Source organism: Cellulosimicrobium sp. BMG9.22 (assembly GCF_059159975.1).
This window is the reverse complement of the sequence record NZ_JBZGBY010000003.1, coordinates 135,449-150,819: the sequence shown is the minus strand read 5'-3', so window position 1 is coordinate 150,819 and position 15,371 is coordinate 135,449. Positions and strand designations below refer to the sequence as shown.

Sequence of the window (15,371 nt, the reverse complement as noted above, 5' to 3'; positions counted from 1 at the left end):
GGATGCGCTACGCCGTCCGCGTCGGCTCGCCCGGTCGCGGAGCTGTCGAGCACGTCGACGACGGCACGCCCGGGCCTGGGCGGGAGACGTGGGACGACACGAACCGGTGGTACCCGCCGATCCTCACCGAGGGCCGCCGTGTCGAGCGGGCACACGACCTGCGCCTGGCCCACGTCGTGCTGCGGCGCTCGCAGCTCACCGTGGGCTCGGCGCTCGCGCGGCGTGAACCTGGCCCGTGGGACGCGCTCGCTCCCGTCCCGGTCGGGCGGGACGGGACGGCCCCGCCGCGTCCCGTGGGCCTGTTCGAGCTCGGGCCGCGGGACGCGCCACGCGTCGATCTCGACACGGTGTCCGAGCTGCGAGACCAGCTCGCCGCGGTCGCCGAGGCAGCGGCGCCCGACGGCCCGGGGCGGCTGCGGCTGCTCCTCGCCGCCGAGTCCGCGGGCGCGCTCGTGGCGGCGGAGATGCACCACGCGGGCCTGCCGTGGCGGGCCGACGTCCACGACGACATCCTCTCCGGCGCGCTGGGCCCGCGTCCGCGCCCGGGGGAGCGCCCCGCCCGCATGGAGGAGCTCGTCGCGCGCATCCGCGACACGCTCGACGCCCCGCCCACGCTCAACCCCGACTCCCACCCGGACCTGCTCAAGGCGCTGCAGTACGCGGGGGTCGGGGTGCGCTCCCTGCGCAAGTGGGACCTCGAGCGGACCGACCACCCTGTGGTCGAACCGCTCCTGGAGTACAAGAAGCTGTCGCGCCAGCTCACGGCCAACGGGTGGTCGTGGCTCGACACGTGGGTGCGCGACGGCCGGTTCCGCACCGAGTACGTCGTGGGCGGCGTGGTCACGGGGCGGTGGTCGTCGAGCGGCGGGGGAGCGCTGCAGCTCCCCAAGCAGGTACGGCGCGCGGTCGTCGCGGACCCGGGCTGGAAGCTCGTCGTCGCAGACGCGGCGCAGCTCGAGCCCCGCGTGCTCGCGGGGCTCGCGCACGACGAGCGCATGGCGGAGGCGGGGCGCGGGGTCGACCTGTACGCGGGGATCGTGGCCTCCGGAGCGGTCGCGTCGCGCGACCACGCCAAGGTCGGGATGCTCGGCGCGATGTACGGGGGCACGACGGGTGACAGCGCACTCGTCCTGCCTCGCCTCGCCAAGGCGTTCCCGGACGCGATCGGCCTCGTGGAGGCCGCCGCGCGGGCCGGGGAGCGGGGCGAGGTCGTCTCGACGCTGCTCGGGCGCAGCTCCCCGCGGCCGGGCGAGTCGTGGCACGCGGCCCAGGACGGCGCGTACGCGGTCGACGACGGGGAGAGCCCGGGCGACGGTGGCGACGCGGACCGCGGCGGGGTGGACGCGCAGGCGCGCGCCCGTTCGTACACGCGAGCCTGGGGCCGGTTCACGCGGAACTTCGTCGTGCAGGGCACGGCGGCCGAGTGGGCGCTGTGCTGGCTCGCGTCGATCCGGCGCCGGCTGTGGGATCTGCCGCTCTCCGCGGATCCGGGGGCCGCTCCCGAGCCGTTCACGCACCGCGCGCACCTCGTGTTCTTCCTGCACGACGAGATCGTCGTGCACGCGCCGGCCGAGCTCGCCGAGGCGGTGGCCGCGGAGGTGCGTGCGGGCGCGGCCGAGGCGGGACGTCTTCTCTTCGGGGACTTCCCGGTCGACTTCCCCCTCACGGTCGCGGTCGTGGACCACTACGCGGAGGCGAAGTGACGGGCCCGCGCCGCTGCTGAGGCATCGCGCGGGATAGCCTGCCGCCATGACCGACGTACCCGAACCGAACGCCGCCGCAGGAGCAGGGGCAGACGCCGCGGCCCCGACCCTCGGCGGCGTCGTGCGGACGCTCGACGAGCTCTACCCGCCGTCGACGGCCGAGGACTGGGACGCCGTCGGGCTCGTCGCGGGCGACCCGGGCGCACCGGTGCGCAAGGTGCTGCTCGCCGTCGACCCCGTCGAGGAGGTCGCGGACGAGGCGCTCGCATGGGGCGCGGACCTGCTGGTCACGCACCACCCGCTGTTCCTGCGGCCTGTGCACTCGGTCGCCGCGACGACGTTCAAGGGGTCGCTCGTGCACCGCCTCATCCGGGGCGGGTGCGCGCTGTACGTCGCGCACACCAACGCGGACGCCGCCGAACGCGGTGTCGCGGACGCGCTCGCCGACGCCCTCGACCTGCTGCACCGCGTGCCGCTCGTCGCCCACGGTCCCGACGGCGCGGCACCGGTCGGGCACGCGGCCGTCACCACCGGCACCGGGCGCGTGGGGCGGCTCACGCGGCCGACGACGCTGCGCGACTTCGCCCAGCGTGTCGCCGAGGTGCTGCCGCCGACCGTCCAGGGCGTGCGTGTCGCGGGCGACCTCGACGCGCGCGTCGAGTCGGTCGCGGTCGTCGGTGGGTCGGGCGACTCGCTGTTCGACGCCGTGCGCGCGAGCGGCGCGGACGTCTACGTCACGTCGGACCTGCGCCACCACCCGGTGTCCGAGCTGCGCGAGCGCGCACGGCTCGACGGCGGTGCCGCGGGCACGCCCTTCCTCGTGGACGTGCCGCACTTCGCGTCCGAGTGGCCGTGGCTCCGCTACGCTGCCGAGGACCTCGCGCGCGCGCTGCCGGCGGGGAGCGTCGAGACGCGCGTGAGCACGATCGTCACCGATCCCTGGACCGCGCGGATCGCGTCGGACCCGTCCGGCGCGTGGGACGTCGAGCCCTCGCACCCCTGAACCAGAACGCCCGGACCCGCGTCGGGTCCCATGAAAGGAACACCGTGGCCACTGCACCGCCCGCCGACCAGCTCCGCCTGCTCGACGTCCAGGAGCTCGACACGCGCACCCAGCAGCTCGCGCACCAGCGCAAGAACCTGCCCGAGCACGCGCGGATCGCCGAGCTCGACGCGCAGCTCGAGGACCTGCGCGGCAAGCTCGTCGAGTCGCGCACGGCCGTGAGCGACCTCAAGCGCGAGCTGCGCAAGGCCGAGGGCGACGTCGAGCAGGTGCGCACCCGCGCCACGCGTGACCAGGCCCGGCTCGACGCGGGACAGGTCGGGGCGAAGGACGCGCAGGCGCTCGTCGCCGAGCTCGAGTCGCTCGCGCGCCGTCAGGGCGTCCTCGAAGAGGTCGAGCTCGACGTCATGGAGCGCCTCGAGGCGCACGAGGAGGCGCTCGCGAAGCTCGACGCCGCGCACGCCGAGCTCGAGTCCGCGAAGGCGGAGGTCGTGGCGGCGCGCGACGCGCGCTACGCCGAGCTCGACGCGGAGGCCGCCCAGGTGGCGGCGAAGCGGGGCGACGCGGTCGCCGGCCTCGACTCCGGTCTCGTCGCGCTCTACGAGCGCGTGCGCGACCAGAACGGCGGGCGGGGCGTCGTCGCGCTGCGCGGCCAGCGGCTCGAGGGGCTCAACGTGGACCTGAGCCGCGCCGAGCTCGCGACGATCACGTCCTCCGCGCCCGACCAGGTCGTGCGGCTCGAGGACTACGGCCACATCGTCGTGCGGCCGGAGGTCGCCAAGGCGTGAGCGCCGCCGAGGGACGCCACCTCGTCGTCGAGGCCGACGGCGGGTCGCGGGGCAACCCCGGACCCGCGGGCTTCGGCGCGCTCGTGCGCGACGGCGGGACCGGGCAGGTGCTCGCGGAGCGTGCGGCCTTCCTCGGCACGACGACGAACAACGTCGCCGAGTACTCGGGCCTCGTGGCCGGGCTGCGGGCGGCCGCAGAGATCGACCCGGCCGCACGCGTGACCGTGCGGCTGGACTCGCGCCTCGTCGTCGAGCAGATGTCGGGCCGCTGGCAGATCAAGCACGAGGACATGCGCCGCCTCGCCGCCGAGGCGGCCGACGTGCTGCCGCGCGCCCAGGTCGTCTACGAGTGGGTGCCGCGCGCGCAGAACGCGGCCGCGGACGCGCTCGCCAACGAGGCGATGGACACGGCGGGGACCGTCGCGCGCGACTACCCGCCCGACGCCGGGCCGGGCCTGGAGGCCGCGGAATCGGACGAGGACCGCGGGCAGGAGGACGCCGGGCCCGACGCCGCGGCGGGGGAGTCGGTCGCGTTCGACACGCCCGCGCGCCCGTCCGGCGCCGCGGTGCGCTTCGACGACGCCCCGGCGCTCACGGTCGTGCTCGTGCGCCACGGCCAGACACCGCTCACGGTCGCGGGCGCGTTCAGCGGGTCGTCGGTCCCCGGCCCGTCGCTCACGGCGCGAGGCCGGACGCAGGCGGCGCACGCCGCCGACCTCGTGTTCCGCATCGGCCGCCGGGCGTGGCCCGACCTCCCGCGCCCGACGGCGGTCCTCGCGTCGCCGATGGTGCGCGCGCAGGAGACGGCGCGCGCGATCGGACGCCGGCTCGGCCTCGCAGTGACGACCGACGACCGGTTCGCCGAGGTGCACTTCGGCGAGTGGGAGGGGCTCACGGCCGCCGCGGTCGACGCCACGTGGCCGGGCCGGCTGCCCGCCTGGCACACGACCGGCACCACCGCGGCACCGGGCGGCGAGTCGTACGCCGACGTGGGGTCGCGGGTCTGGCACGGCCTCCAGGATCTCATCGAGCGTCATCTCCCGACCGCCGCGTCCGGGGCCGCAGGCACGACCGTCGTCGTCGTGGGCCACGCCGTGCAGGTGCGCGCCGCGATCGGCACGGCGATCGGGGCGCCGCCGTCGCAGTGGTCGCGGATCCGCGTTCCCCCGGCATCGGTGAGCATCCTGCGCCTGTGGGCCGACGGCACGAGCGAGCTCACCGCCCAGGGCGTCCCGAGCGACCTCTGACACCGCCGGGGTAGAACCCTGGTCCGCCGGGGTAGAGGCCTGGTCCCGCGAGGTAGAGGCCTGGTCACGACCACGCCTCTACCTCGCGGGACCGCGCCTCTACCTCGTCCGTCTCGGGGGCTCCGCTCGCGCGACCTCCACGCCCGTCGCTAGCCAGCCGTCGAGCTCGTCGGGGTCCCCGACGCGAGCACCGTCGACGAGGACCCAGCCCGACATCGTGCGGCCGCCCATCTCCATGGGCCCGGCCCCGCGCTCCAGCGCCGCGGCCATGCCGTCCTTGCCGACCCGGACCATGAGGTCGTCGTCGGCGACCGCGACGGCCATGTGCGTGTCCACCAGGAACGCGAGCCCGCCGAACATCTTCCGCTCGTCGAACGCGACGCGCGGGCCGAGGGCGGCGCGGACCCGGTCGGCGAGAGCCTTGCTGTAGACCATGGGTCCACTGTGGACTGGGTGTGACCTGAGCGCAGCGGATGCTCAGGCGATTGCCCCGGACGCTCAGGCGATGACGAGCTCGAGCGTGCGCGGGCCGCTCCGGGTCGTGGCGTCGTGCAGGGTCGCCTCGAGGAGCCGGTAGCTCAGGCCGGAGCCGACCTCGGTGCCGATCACCGTCCCGACCAGCTCGCCCGCGGCGTCGAGCAGCTCTGCGGCCGACGACGGCGGTGTGCCGGGCCGGCGCAGCAGGTGCGCCGCGAGCACGCCGCGGGTGTGCTTGGCGTTGTGCGAGACGACGGTGCGCTTCCCGCCGTGCTCGCGCACCACGCGCACGGCCACCCAGTCGGCCGCTCGCGTCCCGGTCGTCGCCGGCTTCCAGGCTGCCACGTACGTCGCGGACCGGCCGTCGACGACGACGTCCCCGGCCGCGCGGTCGTCGAGGGCGGCGGCGAGGTGCGGGCGCCACGCGCTGGCGAGCCTCCCGACGCCCGGCAGGTCGACGGCCATGGAGAGCCGATAGGCCGGGACGCGGTCCGCAGGGGAGACCGCGCCCCACAGCGCGGACACGACGCGGACGTCCTCACGCGCGCGGCGGGCGGTCTCCCCGCCGGCCGCGAGCGCGCCCGCGAGGTCCGCCGCGCCGTACAGCACGCCGGTGTAGACGTCGGCCGCCGCGCCCGCGGCGGAGGTGCGCAGGGCCGTGTTGCGCCGGACCTCCTCCGCGAGCCCCGGCGTCGTGCCGAGGACCTCGTGCGCGTCCGGGCGCGCGCTCGCCGCGGCGAGGGCGTCGAGGACGTGCGCGCGGTGCGTCGTGAGGACGGGAGAGGTGAGGGCGTCGAGGTCGACCGGTGCGGCGCCGTCGGGCGCGGGGGTCTTGCCCTCGGACGGAGGGAGCAGCACGAGCACCCGGTCACTCTACGAGCGTGACCGCCGCGGGCGCCGCGGACCGGAGGTGCCCGCGGCGTGGCCTGCGTCACGGCTACGCTCGCGCGATGGCCCAGGTGAAGATCTACGGACGGCGCAGCGTGTGGGGCGAGCGGCGGGCGGAGGTGTCCGACGCGCTCCACGAGGCGCTGGTCCGCACGTGGCAGCTCCCGACGGACAAGCGGTTCCACCGGTTCCTGCTCCTGGACGACGACGACCTCGTGGCCCCGCGCTCCGACGCGTACCTCGTGATCGAGGTCGTCTGCTTCACCGGTCGCACGCGCGAGGCCAAGCGGGCGCTGGTCGCGGCGCTGTACGACGACGTCGTGCCCGCCCTCGGCCTCACGGTGGACGACGTGGAGCTCGTCGTCCTCGAGTCCCCACGAGAGAACTGGGGCATCCGCGGCGTCAGCGGCGACGAGCTCGCGCTGTCGTACCGCGTCGACGTCTGACACCGATCACAGGGACGTCCCCCGCCTCAGGCGGCGGAGGACGGCCCCGAGCCTGGCATGCGTCGGCTCATCCTGCCTCGGCGACGACGGCCAGCACCGCGTCGCCGTACCGGGCGAGCTTGTTCTCGCCGACGCCGCTCACCAGCGCGAGCCCGTCGAGCGAGCCGGGCCGGGCGGTCGCGATCCCGCGGAGCGTCGCATCCCCGAACACGATGTACGCGGGGACGCCCTGGGCCTTCGCTTCCCCCGCCCGCCAGGCGCGCAGCGCCTCGAAGAGCGGGACGTCGCCCTCGGCCAGCTCGGCGCCGGCGGCCGTCTTCCGTGCCTTCGCCGCACGCACCGGACGCGCCGGCTCGTGCCGCATCCGGACCTCGCGTCGCCGGGCAAGGACCTCCCCGCTCCCCGCGGTGAGCACGAGCGTCCCGTGCACGCCCTCGACCGTGAGCAGCCCCTGGGCGAGCAGCTGACGCACCACGGCCCGCCACTCGCTCTCGGACAGGTCCTTCCCGACCCCGAACACCGACAGCTCCTGGTGCCGGAACCGTCGGACCTTCTCGGTGTCCCGGCCGAGGAGGATGTCGACGACCTGCCCGACGCCGAAGCTCTGCCCGCGCTCGCGGTCCAGACGGAACACCGTCGAGAGCACCTTCTGCGCGGCGACCGTCCCGTCCCAGGCCTCGGGCGGGGCCTGACACGTGTCGCACGACCCGCAGGCTCCCAAGTGCTCCTGCCCGAAGTAGGCGAGGAGCTGGGCGCGGCGGCACTCGACGGTCTCGCAGAGGGCGAGCATCGCGTTCAGGTGCAGACCCAGGTTGCGCCGGTGCGCGGCATCACCGTCGGACGTCTCGATGAGCTTCCGCTGCTGCACGACGTCGGCGAGGCCGTAGGCCAGCCAGGCGGTGGACGGGAGCCCGTCACGCCCGGCACGCCCCGTCTCCTGGTAGTACCCCTCGACGGACTTAGGCAGGTCGAGGTGCGCGACGAACCGGACGTCGGGCTTGTCGATGCCCATGCCGAAGGCGATCGTCGCGACCATGACCCGGCCGTCCTCGCGCAGGAACCGGGACTGGTTCGCCGCGCGCACCGACGCGGGGAGCCCTGCGTGGTAGGGCAGCGCCTGGATCCCGTTCTCGACGAGCGTCGCGGCGGTCTTCTCCACCGACGCACGCGAGAGGCAGTAGACGATCCCCGCCTCCCCGGCGTGCTCGGTGCGCAGCAGGTCGAGCAGCTGCTTCTCCGGCCGGTCCTTGGGCACGATCCGATAGGTGATGTTGGGCCGGTCGAAGCTGGAGACGAAGTGCCGTGCGCCCTCCAGGTCGAGGCGCTGGGCGATCTCGGCCCGCGTCGCGGCCGTCGCCGTCGCCGTCAGCGCGATGCGCGGGACAGAAGGCCAGCGCTGGTGCAGCACCGACAGCTCGAGGTAGTCGGGCCGGAAGTCGTGCCCCCACTGGGACACGCAGTGCGCCTCGTCGATCGCGAAGAGCGCGATCTGGGTCCTGTCGAGCAGGTCGAGGGTGGCGCGGCTCCGGAGCCCTTCCGGCGCCACGTAGAGCAGGTCGAGCTCACCCGCCACGAGCGCGCGCTCCACGGCGCGGCGGTCCTCGGAGGACAGCGTGGAGTTGAGGAACGCCGCGCGGACGCCGAGCGCCGCGAGGGCGTCCACCTGGTCCTGCATGAGGGCGATGAGCGGTGACACCACGACGCCGGTCCCCGCGCGGACCAGGGCGGGAATCTGGTAGCACAGCGACTTGCCCCCGCCGGTGGGCATGAGCACCAGGGCGTCGCCGCCGCCGACGACGGTGTCGATGATGGCGGCCTGCTCGCCCCGGAACGCGTCGTACCCGAAGATCCGCCGGAGCACGTCGAGAGCCGGGTCGGTCGCAGTCGCTGTGGCCACCCGGGCACCTTACCGACGAGATCCGACACGACGGTCACGGACGGCGGAGCTCGGCGGGCAGGTCGTCGCGGTGGCGGACGGCGAGGGACGTCACCGCGCGGGTCAGGCAGACGTACAGCCGCCGCAGGCCCGTGATCCGGTCGGGCTCGCCCCGGACGACGCCCTCCGGGTCGTCCAGCACGACGTGGTCGAACTCCAGCCCCTTCGCGAGCGACGCGGGCACGAGGTCGAGGCGCGTGTCGAACTCGACCGTGCCCGCGTCGTCCGTCGTCTCGCCGACGACAGCGAAGGTGAGGCCCGCCGCGGCGAGCGCCGTGCGTGCGGCGTCCGCGCCGGCGTCGGGCACGATGAGCCCGACCGACCCCTCCCGGGCGAGCGCGGCGCGGACCAGGTTCACGAGCGGCCCCGTGGTGAGGACGAGCTCGCCCCGCGCACGGCGCACGGCGACCGGCGGAGCGAGGTCCGGCGCGATCGACGGCAGCAGGCGGGCCGCGTACTCGATGACGTCGCCGGGGACGCGGAAGCCGGCGGTGAGCTGCTCCACGTGGCCGTCGGGCTTGCCGAGGTGCGTCAGCGCGTCGGTCCACGAGGAGACTCCCCACGGCGTCGTCGCCTGGGCCAGGTCGCCCAGCACCGTCAGGGAGCCGGTGCGCGCCCGGCGCCCGAGCGCACGCAGCATCATCGGCGACAGGTCCTGCGCCTCGTCCACCACGACGTGCGCCACCGACGCGCCGCGGGTCAGCAGGTCCGCGACCTCGTCGAGCAGGACGAGGTCGGCCAGCGTCCAGCGGGCCGTGCCCGACGTCCGGAAGGGTCGCACCGGGCGCAGCCGCTCCTGCTCGGCGGCGGTGAGGACGCCGTCGGCGCTCGCGGCGAGGAACGCGGGGTCGACGAGGAGCCGGTGCAGCAGCGCCGTCGGCGTGACCTTCGGCCACACCGCGGCGGTGTAGTCCCGGACCGGGCGGGTGCGCGCGAGCGCGTCCCAGGCGCCCTCGTCGAGCGCCTCGCCGGACTCCTCGATCTGCACGAGGATCCGGTGCGCGAGCGCGTGGCGCAGCTGGTCGCGACCGGCGTCGAAGCGCGGCTCCCGGCCGACCACCTGCGCCACGGACTCGCGTGCCTCGTGCGCGGCGACGCGCCAGCGGCGCGCGCCGCGCGGCAGCACCAGGGCCTCGGACGGCTCGGAGAGGTGCGACCACACGGCGCGTCGGAGCACCTCGGCCATGCGTCCGTCGCCCTTGAGCCGGGCGACGTCCGCGGGCTCCGTCCCGCGCAGGCGGCCGTGCGCCGTGACGATCTCCTCGACGGTGGTCTGGGTCGCGTCGACCTCGCCGAGGGCGGGCAGCACGTCGCGGATGTACCGCAGGAAGCTCGCGTTGGGCCCCACGACGGTCATCCCGGCGCGGCTCACCCGCTCGCGGTGGGAGTACAGCAGGTACGCGGCGCGGTGCAGCCCGACGGCGGTCTTGCCGGTGCCGGGCGCGCCCTGCACGACGACGGTCCGGTCGAGCCCGCTGCGCACGATGACGTCCTGCTCGGGCTGGATGGTGGCGACGATGTCGCGCATCGGCCCGGTACGGGGCCGCTCGATCTCGGCCTCGAGGATCGCGGAGGACTCCGCACCGGGTCCCGGTGCGGTGAGCGCCTCGTCCTCGAAGCCGGTGAGGGCACCTCGCTGGAAGCCGTAGCGACGGCGGGTGGCGACACCCATCGGCTCGGTGCGGGTGGCGCGGTAGAACGGCGTGCTCACCGGGGCGCGCCAGTCGACGACGAGCGGGTCACCCTCGGGGTCGGAGACGTGGCGGCGCCCGATGTGGAAGACCTCGGCGGGCTCGTCGTCCGTGCCGTCGAGGTCGATGCGTCCGAAGAAGAGCGGGACCTCGGGGTCGTCGGCGAGCTGGGCCAGCCGGCGGGCGAGCGCCGCCTCGAGATGCTCGGCGCTGACGCGGTCACCCGCGAGGGCCTCGAGCGACCCTGCCTGCTCGCGCATGCGGGCGAGCTGCGTGCGGGCGTGGGCCAAGAACTCCTGCTCCCGTGCGAGCTCGCCCGAGGTGCCCCCGGCAGGTGGTGCGGTCGATGCGTCGGGGGCGGACGGTACGGCGGGGGCGGGCACGACAGAACCTCCGGGAGCCGGCTTCGGGGGGTGGGCCATCCTACGGGGCATCACCCTCCGGTGGGCCGGTCGCTGGTTCGACGAGCCGCCCGGGAGCGGTAATCTTGCCGGTGCGGACGAGTCGGTCGGACGGTCGCGTCGAGGGGCCTTGTGCTCCTCGCCGAGGAACGTCCGGGCTCCGAAGGGCAAGGTGGTGGGTAACGCCCACCCGGGGTGACCCGCGGGACAGTGCCACAGAGAACAGACCGCCGCGTCAGGCAGGGCTCCGGCTCCGCCCGGCGCGGTAAGGGTGAAACGGTGGTGTAAGAGACCACCAGCGGGCCGGGTGACCGGCCCGGCTCGGTAAACCCCACCTGGAGCAAGGTCAGACAGACTGTGTTAGAGGGCGGCCCGCCCGATTCTCTGGTGAGAAGCACAGTCGGGTAGACCGCTGGAGGCGTACGGCAACGTACGTCCTAGATGGATGACCGTCACCCGCGCGAGGGCGACCGCGCGCGGGGACAGAACCCGGCGTACAGACCGGCTCGTCCGCATCACACGGTCTGACCGGGCCTTCATTGCGTGGATCACCATCTCGTCTCCGGAGTCGAAGGCGAGGAGGACAAGCTCGAGAACGCGCCCGGCACGGTCGACGCCGTGAGGCGCTCTCGCGTGTAGTGCTTGCGAGCGGACTCGTGGATCTTCACGTCACGTGGGCCCAGGCGCGGACCGCGGCGCGGATCGCCTCCGACTCGTTCGCCAGGCCCTCTTGCTTCGCGCGCTCCCTGAGGGCGGCCAGAGTCTGCTCGTCGAAGCGGACCGTGACGGGCTTGCCGGGGCCGTCGCCGACGGCCGGGCGGCCGCGCCGGCGCTTGCGCAGCGCGCGCAGGTCGTACCCGGCCTCGGCCTCATCGGCCCATGCCTGGATCTGCTCGTCGGTGACCGGCTGTCCGTGAATCGTCCTTCGCGTGTCGTCATCGCCCATTGAAATAACGTACACGAAAACTGGGGGCGGCCGATACGGAATCGTCAAGGCCGGCTGGGGTTCACGGCAGGCAGGTTCGCTGCGATCGCGACACGTACGATGGCAGGCGCGGAGACCCGAGATCGGCGACGGAACCTCACCCGGCGCACCGGGCGCTCTGCTCGTCGGTGCCAGACATCCGGTAACGATCTCTGTCCAGCTCCTACCGAGGAGAACCATGCCGCACAACGGCTCCCACAAGCCTCCGCTCGCTTACGTCATCGCCGGGTCCGAGGCGACCGGCGGTGCCGGCATCCAGGCCGACCTCAAGACGTTCCAGGAGCTCGGCGCGTACGGCGTCGGGACGCTCACGTGCATCGTCTCGTTCGACCCGAAGAACGACTGGGGGCACCGGTTCGTCCCGGTCGACCCGCAGGTCATCGCGGACCAGTTCGAGGCCGCCACGGTCACGCACGAGCCGTCGGTCGTGAAGATCGGCATGCTCGGCACGCCCGCGACGATCGACGTCGTCGCGGACTCGCTGCGCTCGCGGACCTGGGAGCACGTGGTGCTCGACCCGGTCCTCATCTGCAAGGGCCAGGAGCCCGGCGCCGCGCTCGACACCGACACCGCGCTGCGCGAGCAGGTGCTGCCGCTCGCGACGGTCGTGACGCCCAACCTCTTCGAGACGCGCACGCTCGCGGGCGTCGAGTCGATCGAGACCGTCGACGAGCTGATCGCGGCCGCGCGGAAGGTCCAGGCGCTCGGCCCGCACGCCGTCATCGCCAAGGGCGGTGTCGAGCTGCCCGGCCCCGACGCGGTCGACGTGCTCGTCGACGGGGACGAGGTGCACGTGCTGCGCACCCCCAAGATCGGCGAGGAGCGCGTGAGCGGTGCCGGCTGCACGTTCGCCGCCGCGATCACGGCCGAGCTCGCCAAGGGGGCGTCGGTGCTCGACGCCGTGCGCGTGGCCAAGGACGTCGTCACGCGGTCGATCGAGGACCGCGTCGCGTCGAACGCGCCCTTCGACGCCGTACGCGTCGGCGCCCACCGCTGACGATCACCCTACGGACGCGTTCTCGTCCGCCGACGGTCAAGGAATACTCTCGTGCCCGTGAACGACCTCCCCACCACGGAACTGTCCTCACCGCCGGGCGCCCCAGCGGCCCCCGGCGGGACCGACGTCGCCCCTGAACCCGGCGCCGGGCGCGGTCTGGCGCGTCACGACGTCCCCGCGCCCCTGCGCGACGACGTCCGCCTGCTCGGTGGCCTGCTCGGCACCGTGCTGCGCGAGACGGGTGGCCAGGAGCTGCTCGACGACGTCGAGCGCCTGCGCGAGCTCGCGATCCGCGCGTACTCCGACCCGTCGGGCACGGTGCTCGCCGAGGCGGAGACTCTCGTCGAGAGCCTGACGATGGAGCGCGCCGAGCAGGTCGCGCGCGCGTTCACGTGCTACTTCCACCTCGCGAACCTCGCGGAGGAGTACCACCGCGTCCGCGTGCTGCGCGAGCGCGAGGCCGAGTTCGCGACGCGCGCGACGACGCCCGACGACTCCCTCCCCGAGGCGTTCGAGCAGCTCGTCGGCGAGGTCGGGCGCGAGGAGGCGCTGCGCCGCCTGCGCGGGCTCGAGTTCCGCCCGGTCCTCACCGCGCACCCGACCGAGGCCCGCCGTCGTGCGGTCTCGGGCGCGGTGCGACGCATCGCGACGCTCCTCGACGAGCGCGACGCGCAGCACCTCGGCGGCACGTCGCTCGCCGAGAACGACCGCCGCCTGCTCGCGGAGATCGACACGATGTGGCGCACCGCCCCCATCCGCGAGCACAAGCCGTCCGTCCTCGACGAGGTCAAGACCGCGCTGGGCGTCTTCGACGCGACGATGTTCGACACCTTCCCGACCGTCTACCGCCGCCTCGACGACTGGCTGCTCGGCGACGCGGCGGGCCGCGAGGAACCGCTCGTGCGCCCGTTCGTGAGCCTCGGTACGTGGATCGGCGGCGACCGGGACGGCAACCCCAACGTCACGTCCGACGTGACGCGTCAGGCGGCGGCGATCGCGGCCGACCACGCGCTCGCGGCGCTCGAGCAGCGGACGCGGCTCGTGGGGCGCAAGCTCACGCTCGACCAGGACGGCACACCGCCGTCCGACGGCCTGCGCGCGCTCTGGGAGCGCCAGCGCCGGCTCTCCGAGCAGGTCACGGTCGCGGCGTCCGAGGCGTCGCCGCGCGAGCCGCACCGCGCGGTGCTGCTCGTCGTGGCGGAGCGGATCGCGGCCACCCGCGCTCGCAACGCCGACCTCGCGTACGCGAACGCCGAGCTGCTCGAGTCCGACCTGCGCGTCGTGCAGGAGTCGCTGGTCGCCGCCGGCGCGCCGCGCGCCGCGTACGGTGACCTGCAGCAGCTCGTGTGGCAGGTCGAGACGTTCGGCTTCCACCTCGCCGAGCTCGAGGTGCGCCAGCACTCGCAGGTCCACGAGGCGGCGCTCGTCGAGATCGCCGAGAAGGGTCTGCAGGGTGACCTGTCCGACCGCACGCGCGAGGTGCTCGACACCTACCGCGCGCTCGGCGCGGTCCAGGAGCGCTACGGCGTGCGCGCCGCGCGCCGGTACATCGTGTCGTTCACGCAGAAGCCGGAGCACCTCGCGGCGGTGTACCAGCTCGCGGAGCTCGCGTTCGAGGGCGCCGACGAGGCGCCCGTGATCGACGCGATCCCGCTGTTCGAGACGTTCGCGGACCTCCAGGCGAGCGTCGACATCCTCGAGTCGATGCTCACGCTGCCGCAGGTGCAGCGCCGGCTCGCGGAGAACGGCCGCCGGGTCGAGGTCATGCTCGGCTACTCGGACTCCTCGAAGGACGTCGGTCCGGTCTCCGCGACGCTCGCCCTCCACGACGCGCAGCGCCGGATCGCGGAGTGGGCCGAGCGGCACGACATCACGCTCACGCTCTTCCACGGCCGCGGCGGCGCGCTCGGCCGCGGCGGCGGCCCGGCGAACCGCGCGGTGCTCGCGCAGCCGCCGGGCTCGGTGGACGGTCGGTTCAAGCTCACCGAGCAGGGCGAGGTCATCCTCGCGCGCTACGGCGACCCGACGATCGCGTCGCGGCACATCGAGCAGGTCGCCGCGGCGACGCTGCTGGCCTCGGCGCCGTCGACCGAGAAGCGCAACGCCGAGGCGACCGACCGGTACCGCGACCTCGCGGTCGCGCTCGACGCGTCGTCGCGGCGCCGGTTCCACGAGCTCGTGCGCGCCGACGGCTTCCCGCAGTGGTTCGCCCAGGTGACGCCGCTCGAGGAGGTCGGTCTGCTGCCGATCGGCTCCCGTCCCGCGCGGCGCGGTCTCTCCGTCTCCTCGCTCGACGACCTGCGCGCGATCCCGTGGGTCTTCTCGTGGTCGCAGGCCCGCATCAACCTCGCGGGCTGGTACGGCCTCGGGACGGCCCTGAAGGAGTTCGGGGACCTCGACCTCCTGCGCGAGGCGCACCGCGAGTGGCCGCTCTTCGCGACGCTCCTCGACAACGTCGAGATGTCGCTCGCGAAGACGGACGAGCGGATCGCGGAGCGCTATCTCGCGCTGGGCGACCGCGACGACCTCGCGCAGGCGATCCTCGACGAGCTGCGGCTCACGCGCGAGCAGGTCCTCGCCGTCACGGAGCACGCCTGGCCTCTCGCCGGTCGCCGCGTGCTCGGGCGTGCGGTCCAGCTGCGCAGCCCGTACGTCGACGCGCTGTCTCTGCTGCAGGTGCGCGCGCTGCGAGGGCTGCGGTCCGGGGCCGAGGGTCCGGCGAAGGACGAGCTGCAGCACCTGCTGCTCCTGACCGTCAACGGCGTGGCGGCCGGCCTGCAGAACACGGGCTGACCACCGCGACGGCACG

12 protein-coding genes and 1 other RNA gene are annotated in these 15,371 nt (G+C 74.5%); 8 read left to right on the top strand and 5 right to left on the bottom strand.

Annotated elements, in window-relative coordinates:
* The first annotated feature begins 2 nt into the window (after positions 1-2).
* From AC4H2H_RS03785 to AC4H2H_RS03770, 4 genes are read left to right on the top strand one after another with little or no spacing between them, the layout of a single operon-like run.
* Positions 3-1,703 (top strand): bifunctional 3'-5' exonuclease/DNA polymerase, encoded by a 1,701-nt coding sequence (locus AC4H2H_RS03785; protein WP_494369486.1) that lies wholly within the window; start codon positions 3-5, stop codon positions 1,701-1,703.
* Positions 1,704-1,749: 46 nt separating this feature from the next.
* Positions 1,750-2,706 carry a Nif3-like dinuclear metal center hexameric protein gene (locus tag AC4H2H_RS03780; RefSeq protein WP_494369485.1) on the top strand — a complete coding sequence of 319 codons (957 nt, stop codon included), beginning with the start codon at positions 1,750-1,752 and terminating at the stop codon, positions 2,704-2,706.
* A gap of 44 nt (positions 2,707-2,750) precedes the next feature.
* A complete protein-coding gene (locus tag AC4H2H_RS03775) occupies positions 2,751-3,494 on the top strand; it encodes a zinc ribbon domain-containing protein (protein ID WP_494369484.1) in 744 nt (247 codons plus the stop codon).
* Positions 3,491-4,741 (top strand): bifunctional RNase H/acid phosphatase, encoded by a 1,251-nt coding sequence (locus AC4H2H_RS03770; protein ID WP_494369483.1) that lies wholly within the window; start codon positions 3,491-3,493, stop codon positions 4,739-4,741. Before AC4H2H_RS03775 ends, AC4H2H_RS03770 begins: the two co-directional genes overlap by 4 nt.
* Before the next feature lie 99 nt (positions 4,742-4,840).
* Here AC4H2H_RS03770 and AC4H2H_RS03765 read toward each other — a convergent pair whose 3' ends face one another.
* Complete coding sequence (locus AC4H2H_RS03765) at positions 4,841-5,176, bottom strand: TfoX/Sxy family protein (protein ID WP_494369482.1); 336 nt, start codon at positions 5,174-5,176, stop codon at positions 4,841-4,843.
* Positions 5,177-5,239: 63 nt separating this feature from the next.
* On the bottom strand, positions 5,240-6,082 hold the full coding sequence (locus AC4H2H_RS03760) for a YaaA family protein (protein WP_494369481.1): 843 nt from the start codon (positions 6,080-6,082) through the stop codon (positions 5,240-5,242).
* An 86-nt stretch (positions 6,083-6,168) separates the two neighbouring features.
* On the opposite strand from AC4H2H_RS03760, the gene AC4H2H_RS03755 reads away from it, so the two are divergent.
* Positions 6,169-6,552 carry a tautomerase family protein gene (locus tag AC4H2H_RS03755; protein ID WP_494369480.1) on the top strand — a complete coding sequence of 128 codons (384 nt, stop codon included), beginning with the start codon at positions 6,169-6,171 and terminating at the stop codon, positions 6,550-6,552.
* A 67-nt stretch (positions 6,553-6,619) separates the two neighbouring features.
* Here the strand turns inward: AC4H2H_RS03755 and recQ are convergent, their stop codons facing one another.
* Both recQ and AC4H2H_RS03745 read right to left on the bottom strand, forming a co-directional pair.
* Positions 6,620-8,449, bottom strand: coding sequence for a DNA helicase RecQ (gene recQ, locus AC4H2H_RS03750; protein WP_494369479.1), 1,830 nt, complete (start codon positions 8,447-8,449; stop codon positions 6,620-6,622).
* A gap of 34 nt (positions 8,450-8,483) precedes the next feature.
* Positions 8,484-10,562 carry a HelD family protein gene (locus tag AC4H2H_RS03745; protein ID WP_494369478.1) on the bottom strand — a complete coding sequence of 693 codons (2,079 nt, stop codon included), beginning with the start codon at positions 10,560-10,562 and terminating at the stop codon, positions 8,484-8,486.
* 117 nt (positions 10,563-10,679) lie between these two features.
* Between AC4H2H_RS03745 and rnpB the strand changes: the two genes are divergently transcribed.
* Positions 10,680-11,093: RNase P RNA component class A (rnpB, locus tag AC4H2H_RS03740), an RNA gene on the top strand.
* 151 nt (positions 11,094-11,244) lie between these two features.
* Here the strand turns inward: rnpB and AC4H2H_RS03735 are convergent.
* The gene (locus AC4H2H_RS03735) at positions 11,245-11,526 is read right to left on the bottom strand and encodes a ribbon-helix-helix domain-containing protein (RefSeq protein ID WP_494369477.1); all 282 of its coding nucleotides are present in this window, start codon (positions 11,524-11,526) and stop codon (positions 11,245-11,247) included.
* 217 nt (positions 11,527-11,743) lie between these two features.
* On the opposite strand from AC4H2H_RS03735, the gene thiD reads away from it, so the two are divergent.
* Both thiD and AC4H2H_RS03725 read left to right on the top strand, forming a co-directional pair.
* A complete protein-coding gene (thiD, locus tag AC4H2H_RS03730) occupies positions 11,744-12,562 on the top strand; it encodes a bifunctional hydroxymethylpyrimidine kinase/phosphomethylpyrimidine kinase (protein WP_494369476.1) in 819 nt (272 codons plus the stop codon).
* Positions 12,563-12,718: 156 nt separating this feature from the next.
* On the top strand, positions 12,719-15,355 hold the full coding sequence (locus tag AC4H2H_RS03725; protein WP_494369561.1) for a phosphoenolpyruvate carboxylase: 2,637 nt from the start codon (positions 12,719-12,721) through the stop codon (positions 15,353-15,355).
* Positions 15,356-15,371: the final 16 nt, after the last annotated feature.